This window comes from Salinibacterium sp. (assembly GCF_031364185.1).
In the GTDB taxonomy this organism is placed as follows: Bacteria; Actinomycetota; Actinomycetes; order Actinomycetales; family Microbacteriaceae; genus Rhodoglobus.
This window is the reverse complement of record NZ_JANLVV010000053.1, coordinates 1-15400: the sequence shown is the minus strand read 5'-3', so window position 1 is coordinate 15400 and position 15400 is coordinate 1. Positions and strand designations below refer to the sequence as shown.

The 15400-nt window shown below is 63.1% G+C and carries 15 protein-coding genes and 1 pseudogene; 6 read left to right on the top strand and 10 right to left on the bottom strand.

Features of this window, described 5'->3' with window-relative positions:
- Positions 1 to 7 precede the first annotated feature (7 nt).
- On the top strand, positions 8 to 391 hold the full coding sequence (locus tag RMN95_RS02925) for a phage holin family protein (RefSeq protein WP_309615466.1): 384 nt from the start codon (positions 8 to 10) through the stop codon (positions 389 to 391).
- A 71-nt stretch (positions 392 to 462) separates the two neighbouring features.
- Here RMN95_RS02925 and RMN95_RS02920 read toward each other — a convergent pair whose 3' ends face one another.
- Both RMN95_RS02920 and RMN95_RS02915 read right to left on the bottom strand, forming a co-directional pair.
- Positions 463 to 1905: a hypothetical protein gene (locus RMN95_RS02920; RefSeq protein ID WP_309615465.1), complete on the bottom strand. Its 1443-nt coding sequence runs from the start codon at positions 1903 to 1905 to the stop codon at positions 463 to 465.
- Positions 1898 to 2158, bottom strand: coding sequence for a hypothetical protein (locus RMN95_RS02915; protein ID WP_309615464.1), 261 nt, complete (start codon positions 2156 to 2158; stop codon positions 1898 to 1900). Before RMN95_RS02915 ends, RMN95_RS02920 begins: the two co-directional genes overlap by 8 nt.
- A 237-nt stretch (positions 2159 to 2395) precedes the next feature.
- On the opposite strand from RMN95_RS02915, the gene RMN95_RS02910 reads away from it, so the two are divergent.
- A complete protein-coding gene (locus RMN95_RS02910; RefSeq protein ID WP_397545186.1) occupies positions 2396 to 2839 on the top strand; it encodes a low molecular weight protein-tyrosine-phosphatase in 444 nt (147 codons plus the stop codon).
- Positions 2836 to 4218, top strand: coding sequence for an adenylosuccinate lyase (gene purB / locus RMN95_RS02905; RefSeq protein ID WP_309615462.1), 1383 nt, complete (start codon positions 2836 to 2838; stop codon positions 4216 to 4218). The genes RMN95_RS02910 and purB overlap by 4 nt, the downstream gene beginning before the upstream one ends.
- A gap of 93 nt (positions 4219 to 4311) precedes the next feature.
- Here the strand turns inward: purB and RMN95_RS02900 are convergent, their stop codons facing one another.
- The 7 genes and pseudogenes from RMN95_RS02900 to rpsF all read right to left on the bottom strand — a co-directional run.
- Positions 4312 to 4572 (bottom strand): hypothetical protein, encoded by a 261-nt coding sequence (locus RMN95_RS02900; protein ID WP_309615461.1) that lies wholly within the window; start codon positions 4570 to 4572, stop codon positions 4312 to 4314.
- Complete coding sequence (locus tag RMN95_RS02895; protein ID WP_309615460.1) at positions 4569 to 5189, bottom strand: DUF308 domain-containing protein; 621 nt, start codon at positions 5187 to 5189, stop codon at positions 4569 to 4571. Before RMN95_RS02895 ends, RMN95_RS02900 begins: the two co-directional genes overlap by 4 nt.
- Before the next feature lie 223 nt (positions 5190 to 5412).
- Positions 5413 to 6831 (bottom strand): replicative DNA helicase, encoded by a 1419-nt coding sequence (dnaB, locus tag RMN95_RS02890; RefSeq protein ID WP_309615459.1) that lies wholly within the window; start codon positions 6829 to 6831, stop codon positions 5413 to 5415.
- 444 nt (positions 6832 to 7275) lie between these two features.
- A complete protein-coding gene (gene rplI, locus RMN95_RS02885) occupies positions 7276 to 7728 on the bottom strand; it encodes a 50S ribosomal protein L9 (protein WP_309615458.1) in 453 nt (150 codons plus the stop codon).
- An 11-nt stretch (positions 7729 to 7739) separates the two neighbouring features.
- A complete protein-coding gene (rpsR, locus tag RMN95_RS02880; protein WP_097061567.1) occupies positions 7740 to 8003 on the bottom strand; it encodes a 30S ribosomal protein S18 in 264 nt (87 codons plus the stop codon).
- 95 nt (positions 8004 to 8098) lie between these two features.
- Complete coding sequence (locus tag RMN95_RS02875) at positions 8099 to 8629, bottom strand: single-stranded DNA-binding protein (protein ID WP_309615457.1); 531 nt, start codon at positions 8627 to 8629, stop codon at positions 8099 to 8101.
- Between the two features lie 156 nt (positions 8630 to 8785).
- Positions 8786 to 9121 (bottom strand): annotated as a pseudogene (rpsF, locus tag RMN95_RS02870) (30S ribosomal protein S6); the annotation flags it as partial.
- A gap of 154 nt (positions 9122 to 9275) precedes the next feature.
- On the opposite strand from rpsF, the gene RMN95_RS02865 reads away from it, so the two are divergent.
- Entirely contained in the window at positions 9276 to 10346 is a 1071-nt protein-coding gene (locus RMN95_RS02865; RefSeq protein WP_309615456.1) for an inositol-3-phosphate synthase, read from the top strand.
- On the opposite strand, the gene RMN95_RS02860 is transcribed toward RMN95_RS02865, so the two are convergent.
- Positions 10347 to 11771, bottom strand: a complete 1425-nt coding sequence (locus RMN95_RS02860) for a CCA tRNA nucleotidyltransferase (protein ID WP_309615455.1) — start codon at positions 11769 to 11771, stop codon at positions 10347 to 10349.
- Positions 11772 to 11884: 113 nt separating this feature from the next.
- On the opposite strand from RMN95_RS02860, the gene RMN95_RS02855 reads away from it, so the two are divergent.
- Both RMN95_RS02855 and murJ read left to right on the top strand, forming a co-directional pair.
- Positions 11885 to 13582, top strand: a complete 1698-nt coding sequence (locus RMN95_RS02855; RefSeq protein WP_309615454.1) for a DUF6049 family protein — start codon at positions 11885 to 11887, stop codon at positions 13580 to 13582.
- Complete coding sequence (gene murJ / locus RMN95_RS02850; RefSeq protein ID WP_309615453.1) at positions 13579 to 15276, top strand: lipid II flippase MurJ; 1698 nt, start codon at positions 13579 to 13581, stop codon at positions 15274 to 15276. Before RMN95_RS02855 ends, murJ begins: the two co-directional genes overlap by 4 nt.
- The last annotated feature ends 124 nt before the right edge of the window (positions 15277 to 15400 follow it).

Below are 15400 nucleotides of genomic sequence, written 5' to 3'. Positions count from 1 at the left end.
CGCGCGCCTGCTGATCAACGCCGTAGCCCTGTGGCTGACCACCCAGATCGTCGCCGGGGTTTCGGTGGTGCCGTTCGCCCCGGGCGAGCTGCTGGAAACGGTGCTGACCTACCTGCTGGTCGCGGTGATCTTCGGCATCGTCAACGGCGTCGTCGGCAACCTCATCCGTGTCGTGGCATTTCCCCTCTACATTCTGACCCTGGGTCTGATCTCCCTCATCGTGAACGGGCTGTTGCTACTTCTCGTGGCCTGGCTGTCGGGGTTATTCGGATTCGGGCTGGTAGTCGAAACCTTCTGGTGGGGTGTTCTCGGCGCCCTGGTGCTCGGGCTCATCAGCTGGCTCATCGGCATCATCCTGCGCCCGGTGATCGGCAAACGGGATCGCCGCTAGCGGGCACCGAACGTCACCAATGAGCAACGTCACCAATGGATAGCCTCACTAATGAGCACTGACCAGCCTGGTCATTTTTCCGGCACTCGCTCGAACCGGTACGCCGTGCTTGTGACCGTCGAAGCGCCACCGGCAAACGAGTCCAGACTCCGGCTCGCATCGTTCACCCTGTCGCTCTGCGCTTCGTCCATGAGTCTGGCCGTCTGCTCGTAATACTCGAAGTGGTGCGCGGGTACCGCGTATTCCGTGGGAACGTCCCGCCCGGCAAACACGGCCCGCTCCACCAGCACCGCGTGGTGGTTCACCTGTTCACCACCGAGCGCGGGAACGATATCGTCGGTGTGCTCCACGATCACCGTCGGGAAGCCCTCGGGGATTGGCACCTGCCCCGTGGGGCCCCCGAATGTGGCCAGCCCCTGGGTGTTGTAGTCACCGGATGCTGCCAGCCATGCCGCCGTGCCGGCCCCGTGCGAGTACCCGGTGAACTGCACCGGACTCGACTGATCGATCCCGGCGAGTTCCATCGCCGCCGCCACCGAGGCATACCCGCCACCAGGCACTCCCGCCGCGTTGGCCATGTTGCTGGTCATGTCCCAGGGCTCGGTGTCAGCCACGGGTGAGAACGTGACGGTGCCAGCAACGTAGACCTCGAACCTGTCCGCTTCGCCCGGTGTCGAGTACTTTTCGATGACGACCTGGGCTCCATCGGTAACCTCGGTGTCTGGCACCCGGCCGAGGCGCTCGGCGAATCCGGTGGGGCTGGCTGTGACGACCTGGGTGTGCGAGTCAACCAATCTCACGGGAGTCTCCTTGAGAAGACCGAACAGCGAACCCGTACCCATGATTGCTTTCGAACCAATGGCGACTCCCGCAGCCCCGAGAAACGTGGTCAACTGCGGTGGAACGCCCAGCGCGCCGACCACGACATCACCGGAGGCCTGGGATGCGATGCGAACCAGATCCACCGTCAGCGGGTTGGTGACGATCTCGTTGTGTTCCCGCAACCACGTACCCCGGGATGGTCCAGTCTTCACTCCTCCCGGAGCACCCTTGGCTATCCCGCCTGGCGCCATCGCGCCCAGGAACAGTCCGCTCACTGCGCCAAGTACTGCTGTTCCACCGACGGTCGCCAAGAGAAGCCCCGGCGAGTACCTGGCGAGCAACGCTCCGAACTGGCCCGTGAACTCGTGGATGAGATGTCCTACGAAGTACTCAGCGAAGCCATAACCTTCGGCGGCGGCTCCCACAGCGAAGTCCAACGCTCTCGCCTGGCTCTCTACCTCCGCCAGGAGCAGCGCCAACCTGTCGATGCTGGCCTCGGCATCCATCACGCTCTGCGGTGCGCCAACCACGCGCGCCTGCCCACGGGAGATACCGGAGTCGATCGACGCCAGGTCGCGGTTGAGGCCCGACACCGCCGCCGCCAGTTCCCGCAACTGGTCCGCGCAGGCAAAGAGCTCGTCGGTGCCCACCGCATAGGAACCGCCCCCGCCGATGACCAGATCGTCACCCATGATCATCCATCCCTGCGATCGCGATACGGGTCGAGTCGATGGCCGAGTGGAGGGTGGCAATGCCGTTATCAAGCGTCGCGCCGAGACCACCGAGGGCCGCATCGAAGGCAAGCTTTGTCAGGCCTCTCCAGAATTGCGCGGGGCCTGGAACCAGTGCATGGCGCACGTGCTGCAGTCGCCACAGCAGGTGGGTGAGCTCGCGGGCCTGATTCTCAAGCGCGGCGACGGTGGGGGCATCCGGCGAATGATTCATTGCTACCTTTCAGCACGGTGGGCTTCGCACAATGCAGCCCGTCATAACCATGAGCGTGCGGCATCCCCGGTGGGCGCGGGGCAGGCGAACAAAGTTCCGGGGAGTGGGCCTGATGCAGGGTCGTGTTGGGGAGAGGAACTGCGCAACAATGGGCTGGTGAGTTTTGAGCGGAGCGTCGACGAGTCGTCACGGTTTCGCGTCTGTTTCGTCTGCACCGGCAACATCTGCCGCTCCCCGATGGCCGAGACGGTGCTGAAGCGGCTCGCCACACGATCGGGGCTCGGGGATAGGGTCACTGTCACCTCGGCGGGCACCGGTGACTGGCACGTCGGAGAGCCGGCAGACGATCGCACCCTGGCGGCACTCGCCTCACGTGGCTACAACGCGTCGGGTCACCGCGGAAGACAGTTCGACCCTGCCTGGTTCGACGAACTCGACCTCGTCATCGTCTTCGACCGCAGCCAGGAACGGACTCTTAAGGCCTGGGCGTCCAGTGACCAGGACAGATCGAAGGTGCAGCTGCTCCTGTCATTCGACAGCGACCAATCACCGAACATCGACGTACCAGATCCGTACTATTCTGACGCAGCGCTGTTCGATCAGGTGCTCTCGATGATCGAGAAGGCCTGTGCTGCGCTCTTCCGCCAGATCACCCCAGGAATCCGACAGGGAACACCATGAGCCTGCCCGAACAACCGCTGAGCCCACTCGATGGCCGATACCGACCCATGGTCGAAGGTCTCGGTGATCACCTCTCCGAAGCCGGGCTCAACCGCGCCAGAGTGCGGGTCGAAGTCGAATGGCTGCTGTACCTGACCGACCACGAGCTGTTCGGCTCCCAACGGGTGGAACACGAACAGGCTCGGCAATTGCGCGAGTTCGCTGCAGACTTCGGTCAGCCCGAGATCGACGAGCTCGCCACACTCGAGGCCACGACCCGCCACGACGTCAAAGCTGTCGAGTACCTCGTGCGCGGTAAGCTCGCCGATCTCGGGTTGACCGACATCGCCGAACTCACCCATTTTGCTGCCACGAGCGAAGACATCAACAATCTTGCGTACGCAATCACCATCAGCGCCGCTGTAAGAGAAGTGTGGCTGCCGAAACTTCGCGCCGTCATCGCGTCGCTGCGCGCACTCTCTATCGAGCTTCGGGATGACGCGATGCTGGCTCACACGCACGGCCAGCCTGCCACCCCCACCACTATGGGCAAAGAACTCGCGGTATTCGTGCACCGACTGGAGCGCACCACCGCCAGGATTGAGGCCACCGAGTTTCTCGGCAAATTCAACGGGGCAACGGGCACGTACGCCGCCCATCTCGCCGCCGATGCCAGTCAGGATTGGCCCGAGATCTCGCGCGAATTCGTGACCAGCCTGGGCCTTGACTGGAATCCGCTCACCACACAGATCGAGTCCCACGACTGGCAGGTCGACCTATACCAGCAGATGAGTCACGCCGCCAGGATCCTGCACAACCTGTGTACGGACGTCTGGTCATACATCAGCACCGGATACTTTCGCCAGATTCCGCAGGCTGGGGCGACCGGGTCATCCACGATGCCCCACAAAATCAACCCCATCCGCTTCGAGAACGCCGAAGCCAATCTCGAAATTTCCAGCGCGCTGCTGGAATCGCTCGCGCAGACGCTCGTGACCTCACGGCTGCAGCGTGACCTCACCGATTCGACCACCCAGCGAAACATTGGCGTTGCGTTCGGCCATTCGCTGGTCGCGTTCGAAAACATCCTGCGCGGACTGAACGAAATCGACCTTGACCGAGACCGCCTCGCTGCAGACCTTGAAGGCAACTGGGAAATACTCGGCGAAGCGATCCAGACCGTGATCCGCGCCGAGATTACGGCAGGCCGCAGTTCCATCACGGACCCATACGCGATCCTGAAAGACCTCACGCGGGGCAAACACATCGGCCAGGCCGAACTTGTGGCATTCATCGACGACCTCGACATCGGCCAGGCCGCCAAGGATCGGCTTCGCGTGCTCACCCCGGCGACCTACGCTGGCCTTGCTTCACAACTGGTCGGCCACGTCGAGCACTGAGCGGCTTGGCGGCTGAGCGGCTTGGCGGCTCCCGCTTAGCGAGGCAAGACGTCCAACCAACCTCGACCTTTCGTCCGGTTGGCCCGACGTCCGCTAGTGTCCCAGCGGCCGGTCGCCCTGGGCGTCGTCCTGCTCTGCCAGGTCGGTCTTTTCCGCGCTCGTGGGCTCCACCGCGAGGGACAGCATCGCGAGAACCACCAGCGAGACGATGAACGCCACCCCCAAAAAGATGAGTGCCAGGGTGATCTCTCTCGTTGACATCAGAACAACGAGTCCCGCGAACACCCCGAGAATCGCTGAGAATACGAGTAGCTCTACCGGGCGGGTTCGGTCTTTCCGACTGGGCGCGGTCATCGCGAACCGACCTCGGAAGAGAGGGATGCGGTTGTATCCTCCGCCGGCGCCCATTTGAGTGAGAGCCCTGCGATGACGAGGTACATCCCAAAGATCGCCCAGTAGGCGCCGAGAGCACCGACGATGACCACCGATGCAGTGAGCTCGCGCTGCACGCTATCCGGCCCGATGAACGCTTGGCGCAATTCTGGTGGCACGAGAAGCACGGCAATGGCAAGCAGCGCCGTGAGGCCCCCAACGAACACCCAGTCGCGAGCTGATCGATCGCGGCCGCGACTTCGTAGACCAACATACAACTCAAGAAATCCTGTGATCGAAGCGAATGTCGTCAGCAGGAATACAAAGAATGGCAGGCCACCAGCGGGCAGTGACAGGCAAACGATCCCGACGAGCACCGTGATGAGTCCCTGGGCGAGGGTAAGTGTGCGAGTGGCTCGGCCCGCGGCGAGCCTGAGCGCCGAGGCGGCAAGGATCGCTCCCGCAATCACGGCGAAAATTCCCAGGGTGAGATAGCCCAGCGGCGCAGAGTGGTCCGCAGTGAAGGTGATCACCACGGCAAGCGCCAACGCGGTTATGCCCCGGGCCACGGGCACGTACCAGGGCGTTACTGCTTCCACACCTCCAGTCTAGATCGCGTCAGCTGTGAGGGAGGCCGCGGCTGATCACGGAGGATCGACCCGCGTGAATGCGGGAAGCTCTGCGGCTCGACACCCGCGGCATGTCCCCGTCTCTCGAAGTCGCGCGTCTCGAAGTCCCGACTCACGAAATCCCGTCTCACGAAGTCCCCTCTCACGAAGGCGCGCGTCACGTGCGCGCGTCATGAAAGCGCGCCGAGTCAGCCTACGATCCGGGCGGGAGGTCCACGAACCGCGAGAAGTGGCCATGAAAGCCGACCGTCACGGTGCGCGTCGGCCCGTTTCGGTGCTTGGCTACAATAAGGTCGGCCTCGCCTGCCCGGGTGTTCTCAGCCTCGTACGCGCTTTCCCGATGAAGCAGAATCACCATGTCCGCATCCTGCTCGATTGACCCGGATTCTCTCAGGTCTGACAGGGCTGGTTTCTTATCTGCCCGCTGCTCGGGGCCTCGGTTCAGTTGGGAGATGGCGATAACGGGCACTCGCAGCTCCTTGGCAAGCAGCTTGAGCGCGCGCGAGAACTCGCTGACCTCCTGCTGGCGCGATTCGACCTTCTTGCCGCTGGTCATCAGCTGTAGGTAGTCGATGATGACCATCTTGAGCCCGACTTTTTGCTTGAGACGTCGGCACTTGGCGCGGATTTCGACCAGGGTCATGTTGGGGCTGTCATCGATGTAGAGAGGAGCGTCGTTGATACGACCGCGGGTCTGAGCGATGGTTGTCCAGTCGTTGGCGTGCACGGTTCCCTTGCGCATGTGCTGGAGGGGAACGGATGACTCGGCCGATAGCAGTCTCATCGCGATCTCGCTGCGACCCATCTCCAGTGAGAAAACGATCGTGGCAAGGTCATGCTTGATCGCCGCTGCTCGGGCGATATCGAGCCCCAGGGTCGACTTGCCGATAGCCGGACGCGCAGCGATGATGATCAGCTGGCCAGGGTGAAGCCCATTCGTGAGTTCGTCGAGTTCAGCAAAGCCGGTAGGCACCCCGACCATCTGGCCGTCCCGCCCGCGAGCAGCCTCGATTTCATCGATTGCGGTGGTAACCGCCTCGGTAAGGGGAACGTAGTCTTCGCTTTCGACGCCGCCGGTCACGCCGTAGATCTCGGCCTGCGCGTTGTTGACAAGGTCAACGACCTCACCCTCGCTGGCGTAACCCATCTGGACGATACGGGTGCCAGCCTCGACGAGTCGGCGAAGCACCGCTTTCTCAGCGACGATAGACGAGTAGAAGCCGGCATTGGCCGCGGTAGGCACGAGCGCGGTAAGCGTGTGCAGATATTCGGCACCACCAGCGCGACTCAGTTCGCCGGTTTTCGTCAACTCATCGGTGACCGCAATGACGTCGGTCGGTTCCCCGTGGGAATAGAGCGACATCACGGCATTGAAGATGGTCTCGTGCTTCGGGATGTAGAAGTCGATTCCCCGGACGGTTTCGATGACGTCGGCAACCGCATCCTTGCTCAGCAGCATGCCCCCCAGGGAGCTCTGCTCTGCGAGCAGATCATGGGGAGGAACGCGATCGCCGCGCGAATCCGACCGAGAGTCGCCAGATTGCCGTTGGTCACCGTTACGCGAATCAGCGTGCCGTTGATCAGCAGCAAGCCCCAGGTGCGCGATTGACATTCGACCCTCCGATTAACGACGCTATGCCTCAGTTGTAGCCGCGCCCGCCGACACTCACGAAGTTTCCCGTTTCGGTCGCCGCCTACACCCAACATTCATCTATCGGGAGGGGCTGCCCCACAGTACGGATGGTCGGGATGCCGCCACAACTGGTCCTGTGGATGAGCCTGTGCACAACTCGAACGAATCGCCGCATTCCGTGTGAGCAACCTGTGGAATCTGCTGTGCATAACGAGCGATTTTCAGTAACTAAATAGCTACTGATCAGCACTTTTAGCCTGATTAGCCATTGTGGACAAACATGTTTAGACCGTGAGTTGAGAGTTGACGACCCAGAACGGTTCCTGTGTACAACGCATCAGAATTTTCACGACGAATTCGCTTAAAGTAAAGACGGCGACGAAATTTTTCCGTCGCCGTCTGCCCCATTTCAGGGGGTATCCACTACTTTGCCGCAACCACCTGGAGGGTGATTGTGGCGACCAGGTCGTCGCGAAGACGAACAGATGCCTCGTGCTCGCCGATCGCCTTGATCGGTGACGTGATCTCGATTTTGCGCTTGTCGACAGTTCCGAGCCCTGCCGCGGCGACAGCGTCGGCCACGTCGGATGTCTTGACCGAACCGAAAAGGCGTCCGCCCTCGCCCGCCTTGACGGTGAGCTTGACGGTGGTGGCCTGGAGGCGAGCCTTCAGATCCTGTGCCTCTTCGAGAGTGGCGTGCTCGCGCGCTGCGCGACCGGCCTTGATGGATTCGATCTGCTTTTCGCCACCGCGAGTCCATGCCACGGCGAAGCCCTGGGGGATGAGGTAGTTGCGAGCGAAACCGTTCTTGACGTCAACGACGTCTCCTGGGGCACCGAGACCGGTGACCTCATGCGTGAGAATCAGCTTGGACATATCGGTGCTCCCTAACGGCCCGAGCCGGCGTACGGCAGCAGTGCCATCTCACGAGCGTTCTTGACGGCCGTGGCGATGAGACGCTGCTCCTGGACGGAGACACCGGTGATACGGCGAGCGCGGATCTTTCCACGCTCTGAGATGAACTTGCGAAGCGTCGCGACATCTTTGTAGTCGATGACGCCCACGCGGATCGCTTTGGCGGGGGCGGCGTTCTTGCCGTCCTTGCCTTTGCGGATGGGCTTGCGGCGATCGCCGCTGCTCTTTCCAGCCATGAGTTGCTATTTCCTTAATTGTCAATGAGAGTCTTGGGCCCCCGCTGAGCAGTCCTCCGCGTTGCCAAGCAACGTGGAGGCGGCTCAGTCGAGGATTAGAAAGGCGTTTCGTCCGAGTAGTTGCCTGGCGTGTTCCATACGTCGCCGCCGGAGTTGCTGGGGGCACTCGCCGCCCACGGCTCCTCCTGCTGCTGGGACTGCTGGCCACTGTTGACCTGGTTGCCGCCACCCCGAGGGGCGCCACCTGCCGAGTCACGGGATGACGCGGCACGGGTGACCTGTGCCGTGGCGTAGCGCAGCGATGGACCGATTTCATCCACCTCGAGCTCGATGCTCGTGCGCTTTTCGCCCTCCTTGGTTTCGTATGAACGCTGCTTCAATCGACCGGTCGCGACGACTCGCGACCCCTTGGTGAGCGAACCAGCGACGTGCTCGGCGAACTCGCGCCAGACGCTTGCGCGCAGGAACAGTGCCTCACCATCCTTGAATTCGTTCGCGGCACGGTCAAAATTGCGCGGTGTTGAGGCGATAGTGAAGTTGGCAACCGCAAGCCCGTTCTGCGTGTAGCGCAACTCGGGGTCACCCGTGAGATTTCCCACGACTGTGATGACGGTCTCGCCAGCCATGACCTACTCCGAATCCTTCGTCGCGGCAGGAGCCTCGACGTCGGCTTTGGCAGCAGCGGGCTTCGACGCGGCAGGGGCGGCGGCGGGCTTCGAGGCGGCGGGAGCGGCTGCAGCAGGGGCGGCCGTTGCAGGAGCGGCAGCGGGTGCCTTTGCCGGGGCGGCGGCGGCCTTGCGGGCGGCCTTCGCGTCCGACAGGACCTTCGCGGCCGCGACCTGGGCGATGCCCTCTTCGGCGCGAAGTACCTTCGTGCGCATGACCGCTTCGCTCAGCTTGAGCTGGCGGTCAAGCTCAACCGTGGCCGACGAGTTTGCGGTCAATTGAACGACGGCATAGATGCCCTCGGTCTTCTTGTTGATCTCGTAGGCCAGGCGACGGCGTCCCCAGATGTCCACGTTGTCGATGGTTCCACCATCGGCGCGAATCACGTTGAGGAATTTGTCTAGGCTGGGTGCCACGGTGCGCTCATCGATCTCTGGATCGAGGATCACCATGAGTTCGTACTGGTGCGTCACAAACCCACCTCCTTCGGACTTGAACGGTTGCAGGCGATCTGCAACAGGAGGGTGTTGACGTTTGTCACGGCTCCGAAACCGGAACCATACAACCTCAGTAGTGTAGTCATTTCTCGCAAGGAGCACCATCCTCATGGCCGTCAGGGTCGCTATAGCAGGCGTCGGTAACTGCGCTAACTCACTCATCCAGGGCGTCACCTTCTACGCAGATGCCGCCGCGGGTGACGTCATCCCGGGGCTGATGCACAATCGTTTCGGTCCTTACGCCGTCGCCGACATCACGTTTGTCGCGGCCTTCGACGTCGATGCGCTCAAGGTGGGTGTCGATATTGCTGACGCGATGTGGGCGAGCCAGAACGGCACTTATCGATTCGCTGAGGTCGCATCCACTGGCATCACGGTGCAGCGTGGCCCGACCCTCGATGGCCTCGGTTCCTATTATCGCGAGATGATCACCGAGTCGGATGCGCCCGTCGTCGACGTCACGCAAGCTCTGCGCGACAGCGGCGCCGACGTGCTCGTCTGCTACCTCCCGGTGGGCTCGGAGTTGGCCGCGAAACACTATGCGCAGGCCGCGATCGATGCCGGAGTCGCGTTTGTTAATGCGCTGCCCGTGTTCATCGCCAGCGACCCGGAGTGGGCCGCAAAGTTCACCGCGGCCGGCATCCCGATCGTTGGTGACGACATCAAGAGCCAACTTGGCGCCACGATCACCCACCGCGTCCTGGCAAGGCTCTTTGAGGAACGTGGGCTGGTGCTCGATCGCACATACCAGCTCAATGTTGGCGGCAATATGGATTTCAAAAACATGCTCGAACGCACGAGGCTCGAATCGAAGAAGATCTCGAAGACCCAGTCTGTGACCAGCAATGTCGAGGCTCAACTCAATTCGCGAGACGTCCACATTGGTCCGAGTGATCACGTGCCCTGGCTTGAGGATCGCAAGATGGCGTTCGTGCGCCTGGAGGGCCATGGTTTCGGTAACGCGCCGACCAGCCTTGAGTACAAACTCGAGGTGTGGGATTCGCCGAACTCCGCCGGCGTCGTCATTGATGCGGTCAGGGCGGCGAAGCTGGCCTTGGATGCCGGGCTCGGCGGCCCCATCGAGGCCGTGTCGGCCTACCTGATGAAGTCGCCGCCCGTGCAGCTGCCGGATCCCGTGGCCCGCCGCCAGCTCGAAGAGTGGATCGCCGCCAACTCCTGACTAGCGCGCGGCGTACCAGGCGAGGAGGCGGCTGGTCGCAGCATCCACACCCAGTGGCCCCTCATCCAGCCGCAGGTCCAGAAGGAACCGGTAGGCCTCACCAACCTCACGCCCCGGGGCAATGCCAAGAATGGCCATGATCTGCTCGCCGTCGAGGTCCGGGCGTACCGCAGCGATCCCTTCCGCCTCCGCGAGGGCGGCGATCCGCTCTTCCAGGTCGTCGTAGGCGAACGACAGGCGGTCCGCCTTCCGCACATTCCTGGTGGTGACATCAGCCCGGGTCAGGATGTGGAGGCGCTCAAGTTGGTCTCCGGCATCCCGAACATAGCGGCGCACGGCCGAATCGGTCCATGCCGCGTCCGTATAGCCGAAGAACCTCAGGTGAAGTTCAACCAGGCGCGAGACGGCCGCAATGGTGTCGTTGTCGAAGTGCAGGGTCTTCAGTCTTCGCGCGGCAAGTTTTGAGCCGACAACGTCATGGTGATGAAAGGTCACAATTCCCCCTGACTCGATTTTGCGGGTCGCGGGCTTTCCGATGTCGTGAAGCAGGGCGGCGATGCGAAGCGCCAGATCGGGCGCGGCGCCCGGGTTTCGCGACGTTTCGAGGGCGATAGCCTGTTGCAGCACAGTCAGGCTGTGCTCGTACACATCTTTATGGTGGGCGTGCTCGTCGATCTCGAGCCGAAGCGCGGGCACCTCGGGAAGCACGAGTTGCGCGATTCCGGTCTCCACCAGCAGCCGGATGCCCGGCACCGGGTCAGCCGTCTTCAACAGTTTTGACAGCTCGTCTGCCACCCGCTCCACGCTCACGATCTCGAGCCGGGGAGCCAGCGCCACCATCGCGGATACCGTCTCCGGGTCGACCGTGAAACCGAGTTGCGACGTGAACCTGGCGGCTCGCAGCATCCGCAGCGGATCATCGCCGAACGACACTTCGGGCGGCCCGGGTGTGGTGATACGGCCAGCTACAAGATGTTCGACCCCGCCCCACGGGTCGACCAGCACCCTCTCGGGCAGGCGCAGCGCCATGGCATTAATGGTGAAGTCGCGTCGCACGAGGTCGCCCTCGAGCGTGTCGCCAAAGGCGACGACCGGCTTGCGTGAGGCCCCGTCGTAAAGATCAGCCCGGTAGGTGGTGATCTCGACGGTCTGGCCCGCAATTTTGGCGGCTATGGTTCCGAATTCGCGGCCAATATCCCACTGTGCGCTCGAGATGGGGCTGACTAGGGCAAGTATCTCGTCCGGCAGGGCGTCGGTAGTGAAGTCGAGGTCGGTAACGGCGCGACCGAGGAAGGCGTCGCGCACCGGTCCGCCAACGAGCGCCAGTTGCCTGCCCGCCTGCCAAAATGCTGTGGCCAGGGCCGCGACGGGCGTCGAATCGGCGAGTTCACCGAGACTGATGATGGCCTTGGCGACGCTATGCATGATCGCACCAGCATGACATAGCGCCGCCGCACCGCTCACGGTTCGACTCGCTCACAGGCTCCTGCGAATAGAATCGGCCTCATGCTTGCCGAGCCTTTTCGCGGGGCCAGCCCATGTCTTTGAGACTGCTCAGCGCCGCGCTGGCCGTCGGGATTGGGCTGGTCGGCACCTCTGTTGGCGCTTCTGCGGCAGTCGCTGTCGAGTCCGCACGGCCCGTGCATGTTGCCATCGCCGTGCCCATCACCGTTCCGGCCAACTCCGGGTCCCTGATCAGCGCCGACGCGCTTGAGCAGTACACATCGCCGATGGGCACCCTCTCGCGCCAACTCGACGCCGCGATCGATCGGCCGGTGGCGCTGGGTATTGATCCCCGAATCATCGTGTCGATCAGAATTCTCGGCAGCTCGGCACCCATGACCGCAACGGCATGGCTGGAGCGCCTCGCCGGTGCGTCCAACGACACGTTTCCGCTGGCCTACGCCGACTCCGACCTCACCCTCGCAACGCAGGCGGGCAGCGCCACTGTGCTGGAGTCCGATGGCTTCGACTTCGCCATAGATCCCGCATTATTCGCGGAATCGAGCGCAACCGGCACGCCAACCCCGGCGCCATCCGGTCCCCCCGGAATCTCGCCACCGCCAAGCCCAACCTCCACCGAACCCGTCGACCCGGTCACTCCTGCCCTACCCACCAGCGATGACCTCGTTGCGTGGCCGTTCTCTCTCACTGGCATTGCCTGGCCGGTGGATGCCACGGCCATCGCCTCCGACCTGCCTGTCATCACCGCCAGCGGTTACTCCACCACCATCCTTTCGTCACGCAATCTGGCTCGTGATCCGGGCGCCGGCGCACTCGCGGATGTGGGGGGATCGCGCGTACTGGTGTCAGAGGATTCCGTGTCGACGCCCCTGGCAACCGCGATCCGGTCGACTACCGCCACCGACTTTCAGGCGGACGTGTCTGAGATGTCAGCGGCGATCGCCGCCGCCGGTGTTGCGCAGTCCGGCTCCACCGCGACCCTGTTCGCCACCCTTGACCGAACGGCATTGCTGGCCGGCAACCGCTTATCGGATGCCATCGCCGCGATGCAGACCAACCCGAATGTCACGATGGTCAGCATGGCCACCGCCCTGGTCGGAGCGTCCGCAACAGCAACGGTGATCGACCAACCCCGACCTACCGAGCGTGTGGCCCTGATGCGCCAGCTTCTTGAGGCACAGGCAGCCGAGTCGCAGTTCGCCAGCATCGCGAGTGATCCCCGTGCCATCACCTCGGCTCGCCGTCTGGAGCTTCTCGCGTTGACCGCGGGGAGCTGGAACGATAACCCGACGGGCTGGCCGGTGGCGGTCGCGGAGGGCCTGGCCGCATCCCTCGAATTGCGAAGCTCGGTGCAGGTGGCGTCGACTGGTGACTTCAACTTCCTTGCGGCGGAGGCACCACTTCCCATAGCGGTCACCAACAACCTCGACCAGGCCGTCACCGTTTTCGTGACTGTTCGACCAGACACCGGCCTGTTATCAGTCGGTGACTCCAGGGTCGAGCTGCTCATCGAGCCAGACTCGCAGGCGAGCGCGAAGATCCCCGCGCAGGCGGTCTCTAACGGGGTGGTGGGGGTGACGGTCAGCCTCTCCAGCGCGACAGGCGTGCCCATCGGTGACGTTTCTCGCGCCAGCATCAACGTGCAGGCCGGGTGGGAGACCCCGGTGGTGATCGTGATCGCGAGCATTGTCGTAGCGGTCTTCGGCGGCGGTGTGGTGCGGAACATCCTGAGACTGCGCAAGGGCGCAGCAATGAGGGGCACCAGCGCATGACCGATCCCGGGCGCGAAGCTTCAGATGCGGCATCCGTGACGGATGTCCCCGCGCCGGCGCGACCGACCTTCTCTATTGGGCGATCCAGTGTTCTGCTGGCCTCGGGCACCCTCGTCTCGCGCGCACTGGGGCTCATCAGCCTCATCATCCTCGCGAGCGCCATCGGCCTCAATGGGGCGGCAGGGGATGCCTTCGCGCTGGCGAACCAGCTGCCCAATAACGTGTACTCGCTTGTTGCGGGAGGGCTTCTCAGCGCCGTCCTGGTGCCCCAGATTGTCAAGGCCGGGCTACACGACGATGGTGGCGCCCGGTTCATCAACAAACTCATCACCATCGGTGTGGTCGTCTTCGCGATCGTTACCGGTATCGCCACCGCCTGTGCCCCGCTGTTGGTTTCCCTTTACGCCGATGCGGGATTTAGCGAGAGCAGGCTCGGTCTCGCGACTGCGTTTGCGTACTGGTGCCTGCCGCAGATTCTCTTCTACGCCCTCTACAGCCTGATCGGCGAAACCCTTAATGCCCGAGGCATGTTCGGCCCCTTCACCTGGGCGCCCGTTCTCAACAACGTCGTGGCCATCACTGGCCTGGTGACCTTCATGTCCCTGTTCGGTGGGGCGGACCAGAACCGGAATGTCGGCGACTGGACGGCCGGCCACATCGCCCTCCTCGCGGGCAGTGCCACCCTCGGCATCGCCGTGCAGGCCTTCGCGCTGTTCTTCTTCCTTGGTCGTGCGGGGCTGAAATATCGACCGGATTTCCATTGGAGAGGCGTAGGGCTTGCCAGCACGGGCCGCTCGGCCTCCTGGGTGTTCGCCATGTTCCTGGTGACCCAGGTTTCCGGGGTAGTTGAGGCACGAGTCGCGTCGACGGCAACCGGGGATGCCTCGATCAACGTGATGAAGTACGGGTGGCTGATGTTCATGCTGCCGCACTCGATCGCGACGGTGTCAATCGTCACGGCGTACTTCACCAGGATGAGTGCGCATGTACGGGACTCTCGACTCGACGACCTGCGCACCGATATCTCGTCTGCCCTGCGTTCGATTCTGCTGATCATGATCTTTGCTGCAGTCGGGCTCGCGGTGCTGTCTTTTCCGTTCAGCGCGATTTTCGCCCCCAGCTACGCAGAGGCCACCTCACTCGCGGCGGTCTACCTGGCATTCCTGCCCGGACTCATTCCGTTCACCGTGTTCTTCGTTCTCCTCCGCGTGTTCTACGCGCTTGATATGACCCGGGCGGCCTTCATCATCCAGGTGATCCAAACGACGTTCTTTGTTTCGGGTGCGCTTGCTGTCGGGGCTGGCGCTGAGAGTGGGTGGATTGCAAAGGAATGGATAGCGGTGGGCCTCGCGCTCGTGCTGTCGGCCGCCGTCGCCGTGCAGGCGGTGCTCTCCGCGCTGGTGCTGCGGCGGCCGCTCGGCCACCTCGATACACGGCGCGTTGCGGGCCAGGCGTTGTGGTTCGCTGCGGCGGCCGTTCCCGCCGGGGCGGTGGGGTGGGGCATCCTGCAGCTGCTGGGTGGCGTCGCTGCCGGCGCCTTCCCGGTGGCAGACCGTTTCGGGGCAATCGTGTCGATGATCGTCGCCGGCCTGGGCATGGCCGTCGTGTATTTCGGGCTGCTGTGGCTAACTCGAAACCCGGAACTTCGCGCGTTCGGGCAGCCGCTGCTCAACCGGATCCGCCGCAGAAGCTAGCAGCTTCTCTCTCGGAATAGCCGATAGCGTGATGGTGTTGTAGCAGGCAGTGAACACCCTGAGGGAGATAGTCAACGTGCGCCAGATCATCATCATCGGCTCGGGCCCGGCCGGATACACCGCA

Excerpts from the sequence above, each read along its gene's own strand:
- dnaB (WP_309615459.1), bottom strand. The coding sequence starts at position 6,831 with ATGTCAATCGCGCACCTGGGGCTTGCTGCTGATCAACGGCACGCTGAT.
- purB (WP_309615462.1), top strand. The coding sequence starts at position 2,836 with ATGAGCCTGCCCGAACAACCGCTGAGCCCACTCGATGGCCGATACCGA.
- RMN95_RS02875 (WP_309615457.1), bottom strand. The coding sequence starts at position 8,629 with ATGGCTGGCGAGACCGTCATCACAGTCGTGGGAAATCTCACGGGTGAC.
- rpsR (WP_097061567.1), bottom strand. The coding sequence starts at position 8,003 with ATGGCTGGAAAGAGCAGCGGCGATCGCCGCAAGCCCATCCGCAAAGGC.
- RMN95_RS02900 (WP_309615461.1), bottom strand. The coding sequence starts at position 4,572 with ATGACCGCGCCCAGTCGGAAAGACCGAACCCGCCCGGTAGAGCTACTC.
- RMN95_RS02860 (WP_309615455.1), bottom strand. The coding sequence starts at position 11,771 with ATGCATAGCGTCGCCAAGGCCATCATCAGTCTCGGTGAACTCGCCGAT.
- RMN95_RS02855 (WP_309615454.1), top strand. The coding sequence starts at position 11,885 with ATGTCTTTGAGACTGCTCAGCGCCGCGCTGGCCGTCGGGATTGGGCTG.
- RMN95_RS02920 (WP_309615465.1), bottom strand. The coding sequence starts at position 1,905 with ATGGGTGACGATCTGGTCATCGGCGGGGGCGGTTCCTATGCGGTGGGC.
- RMN95_RS02910 (WP_397545186.1), top strand. The coding sequence starts at position 2,396 with ATGGCCGAGACGGTGCTGAAGCGGCTCGCCACACGATCGGGGCTCGGG.
- murJ (WP_309615453.1), top strand. The coding sequence starts at position 13,579 with ATGACCGATCCCGGGCGCGAAGCTTCAGATGCGGCATCCGTGACGGAT.
- RMN95_RS02915 (WP_309615464.1), bottom strand. The coding sequence starts at position 2,158 with ATGAATCATTCGCCGGATGCCCCCACCGTCGCCGCGCTTGAGAATCAG.
- RMN95_RS02865 (WP_309615456.1), top strand. The coding sequence starts at position 9,276 with ATGGCCGTCAGGGTCGCTATAGCAGGCGTCGGTAACTGCGCTAACTCA.
- rplI (WP_309615458.1), bottom strand. The coding sequence starts at position 7,728 with ATGTCCAAGCTGATTCTCACGCATGAGGTCACCGGTCTCGGTGCCCCA.